3 protein-coding genes are annotated in these 3,966 nt (G+C 72.0%); all 3 read right to left on the reverse strand.

Annotated elements, in window-relative coordinates; translation table 11 throughout:
* Nucleotides 1-125: 125 nt before the first annotated feature.
* Nucleotides 126-971, reverse strand: a complete 846-nt coding sequence (locus ACFU7Z_RS37340; RefSeq protein WP_049652861.1) for an HAD family hydrolase — start codon at nt 969-971, stop codon at nt 126-128.
* 49 nt (nt 972-1,020) lie between these two features.
* Nucleotides 1,021-2,295, reverse strand: a complete 1,275-nt coding sequence (gene serS, locus ACFU7Z_RS37345) for a serine--tRNA ligase (protein ID WP_380782550.1) — start codon at nt 2,293-2,295, stop codon at nt 1,021-1,023.
* A gap of 507 nt (nt 2,296-2,802) precedes the next feature.
* A complete protein-coding gene (gene pheA / locus ACFU7Z_RS37350; protein ID WP_049652857.1) occupies nt 2,803-3,738 on the reverse strand; it encodes a prephenate dehydratase in 936 nt (311 codons plus the stop codon).
* Nucleotides 3,739-3,966 lie beyond the last annotated feature (228 nt).

Consider the following 3,966-nt stretch of genomic DNA (forward strand, 5'->3'; position numbering starts at 1 on the left):
AAGTGCAACAGACACGGGCGGAAGGCCGCAGCGGATGGCCCGAGCGCCGGCGGTTCTCCGGCTTCGGGCGGGGTTACGGGGTGTGCGAGCCCGGGGCACGGCGCACAAGGGCCGCGCCGGAGGCGTCAGCGCTGCGGGTAGAGGTGCTCCAGGACCGCGGCGACGCCGTCCTCGTCGTTGCTGGTGGTGACGGTGTCGGCGACGGCGAGGAGTTCCTCGTGGGCGTTGGCCATGGCGACGCCGTGGGCGGCCCAGCCGAACATCGGGACGTCGTTGGGCATGTCGCCGAAGGCGATGGTGTCGGCGGCGCGGACGCCCAGGCGGCGGGCGGCGACGGCCAGGCCGGTGGCCTTGGACAGGCCGAGCGGGAGCAGCTCGACCACGCCGGCGCCGGCCATCACCACGCCGACCAGGTCGCCGGCGGCGCGGCGGGCGGCCTCGGCGAGGGCGTCGTCGGTGAGGGCGTGGTGCTGGATGTACAGCTTGCTGAGCGGGGAGTCGTACAGCCCGCCGCGGTCGACCCGGACGACCGGCAGGTCGGAGCCGATCAGCAGCTCGTAGCCGGGGCCGGCCAGCACCTGACCGTCGAGGCCGTCCTGGTTGGCGGCGATGGCCAGCGGGCCGGTCTCGGCCTCGATCTTCTCGATCGCGAGCGCGGCGAGCCGCCGGTCCAGGGTGAGCGAGGTGAGCAGCTTGTGCGCGCCGGCGTCGTACACCTGGGCGCCCTGGCCGCAGACCGCTATCCCGGTGTAGCCGATCTCGTCGAAGACCGGGCGGGCCCAGACCGCGGAGCGCCCGGTGACGATGATGTGCAGCGCGCCCGCGCCGGTGGCCGCGGCCAGGGCGGCGCGGGTGCGCTCGGAGACGGTCTCCCCGCTGGTGAGCAGGGTGCCGTCGAGGTCGGTGGCGACCAGCCGGTAGGGCAGGTCGCCACCGTCGGGGGAGACGGGGCTGGGGCTGGTGGTGCTCATGGGCCGTACGTCTCCCGGGAGTGTCGCAGGTGGTGCTGGGCGGGCCGGCTTACTTGACCGGCTCGAGGACGGTCCGTCCGCCGAGGTACGGCCGCAGCGCCTCGGGCACGACGACCGAGCCGTCGGCCTGCTGGTGGTTCTCCAGGATCGCCACGATGGTGCGCGGGACGGCGACCAGGGTGCCGTTCAGGGTGGCGAGCGGGCGGGTCTTGCCGTCCTCGCGCATCCGGATCGACAGCCGGCGGGCCTGGTACTCGGTGGTGTTGGAGGTCGAGGTGACCTCGCGGTACTTGCCCTGGGTGGGGATCCACGCCTCGATGTCGAACTTGCGCGCGGCCGAGGCGCCGAGGTCGCCGGAGGCGACGTCGATCACCCGGTACGGCAGCTCCAGCGCGTTGAGGAAGTCCTTCTCCCACTGGAGCAGGCGCCGGTGCTCGTTCTCCGCGTCCTCGGGAGTGGTGTAGACGAACATCTCCACCTTCTCGAACTGGTGGACGCGGATGATGCCGCGGGTGTCCTTGCCGTAGGTGCCGGCCTCGCGGCGGAAGCAGGACGAGTAGCCGGCGTAGCGCAGCGGCAGCTTGTCGGCGTCGAGGATCTCGTCCATGTGGTACGCCGCGAGCGGGACCTCGCTGGTGCCGACCAGGTACCGGTCGTCCTCGGCGAGGTGGTACACGTTCTCGGCGGCCTGGCCGAGGAAGCCGGTGCCGTCCATGGCGGCCGGGCGGACCAGGGTCGGGGTGATCATCGGGATGAAGCCGGCCGCGGTGGCCTGGGCGATCGCCATGTTGACCAGGGCGAGCTCCAGCAGCGCGCCGACGCCGGTCAGGTAGTAGGAGCGGGCACCGGCGACCTTGGCGCCGCGCTCGGTGTCGATCGCGCCGAGGATCTGGCCGAGCTCGACGTGGTCGCGGGGCTCGAAGCCCTCGGCGGCGAAGTCGCGCGGGGTGCCGATCTCCTCGAGGGTGACGAAGTCCTCCTCGCCGCCGACCGGGGCGGCCGGGTCGATGAGGTTCGCCAGGGAGCGGAGCAGGCGGTCGGCCTCCTCCTTGGCCGCTCCCTGCTCGGCGTCGGCGGCCTTGACCTCGGCGGCCAGGTCCTTGGTGCGCTGGAGCAGGGCGGCCTTCTCGTCGCCCTTGGCCTGGGCGACCTGCTTGCCGAGCACCCGCTGCTCGCTGCGCAGTTCGTCGAAGCGGCTGCCCGAGGACCGGCGCCGCTCATCGGCGGAGAGGAGGGCGTCGACCAGGTCGACGTCCTCGCCACGGACGCGCTGCGAGGCGCGCACTCGGTCAGGGTCCTCACGGAGCAGGCGAAGGTCAATCACAGGCCCAAGCGTACCGGGAGACCGTTCCTCCACCGGTACGGCTTTTTCCCTGGGGATAACTCGCCCGCGCCTGTGGATAACCCCTGTGGGGAACTTCCCGTCGCCGGGTTATCCACAGGCCGGGCCCCGGGCCTGTGGATCAAAGGGGAGGATTGCCTTCCGCGTGAACGAACCAGGGAATTGAGGTTTCAAACCTCAATCAACCTTCTCGGGTGAGGGAATTGAAGCACTCGGACGGGTGATTTGCTGGCAACCGGGTGACTCTGGTCCGATTGGTCATCTCTGCGACGCAAACCGATGGTCCGACCGGGTCTGGGCAATGGCTATACCGGTTTGTCGACTCGTCCCCAGGCCTGTGGATAACTCCGGGCTGTGGACAGCGGGGAGCCCTGTGGACAGCGGTCTCCGGCCCCGACGGCCCCTGTGGACGACGGTGCGGTCACCCGCCCGGGCCGCCCGGGCCGGGCGAAAACAGTCGGAAAATTCCGGAAGGACTCGAGGAGAAGCTCAGATGTCCCCGCGGCCGTCGAGCGCGCGGGAGAGCCAGTCCGCCGCCGAGGTGAAATCCCCGTCCGAGGTCCCCGGCCGGCGGTGGGTGGACTCCTGCCGGTCGGCGCGCGGATAGGAGCCGAGGTACCGCACCTGCGGGCAGATCCGTTTGAGCCCCATCATCGCCTCGCCGACCCGGCGCTCGGACAGGTGCCCCTCGCAGTCGATCAGGAAGCAGTAGCTGCCCATGCCCTCGCCGGTCGGGCGGGACTCGATCCGCATCAGGTTGACCCCGCGCACCGCGAACTCCTGGAGCAGTTCCAGCAGCGCGCCCGGGTGGTCGTCCGGCAGCCAGACCACCATCGAGGTCTTGTCCGCGCCGGTCGGCGAGGAGACCCGCCCCGGGCGGCCGACCAGGACGAACCGGGTGGCCGCGCTCTTCGCGTCCGCGATCTCCTTGACCAGCGGCTCCAGCCCGTAGATCGGCGCCGCGAACTCGCCCGCGAACGCGCCGTCGTAGCGGCCCTCGGCGACCAGCCGGGCGCCGTCCGCGTTGGAGGCCGCCGACTCCCAGTCCGCCTCCGGCAGGTTGGCCGCCAGCCAGCGCCGCACCTGCGGCTGGGCCACCGGGTGGCTGGTCACCGTCTTGATCCCGGACAGCTCGGTGCCCGGCCGCACCAGCAGCGCGAAGGTGATCGGCAGCAGCACCTCACGGTAGATCATCAGCGGTGTGCCGGAGGCGAGTTCGTCGTTGGTCGCGGTGACCGCGCCCTCCACCGAGTTCTCGATCGGGACGAACGCCCCGGCCGCCTCCCCGCCGCGCACCGCGTCCAGCGCCAGCGCCACCGAGGACAGCGGCACCAGCTCCCGGGTCGCCGCCTCGGGCAGGGTGTGCAGGGCCGCCTCGGTGAACGTGCCGGCCGGTCCGAGGTAGGTGTAGCGGGTGGCCGACATGATGCCTCCGTGGGGTTCCGGGGTACTGCGCGGGCAGGGTGTGCCGAAGCAGTCACCCTAACGATTCAACGGCCCCGGCGGCCAAGCGTTCCAGTGGCCGGGACCGCGGCGGTGGATCCCGGGGGTCCGCCGTCGGACCCCCGGGGAACCGTCCGGGGAACTACCCCTCCAGCAGCTGCCGGCCGAGGTAGCCGCCGGGCGGCGCGCCCGGCGGCAGCGCGTACAGGC

The sequence above is a fragment of the Kitasatospora sp. NPDC057518 genome, from assembly GCF_042802075.1.
Taxonomy (GTDB): Bacteria; Actinomycetota; Actinomycetes; order Streptomycetales; family Streptomycetaceae; genus Kitasatospora.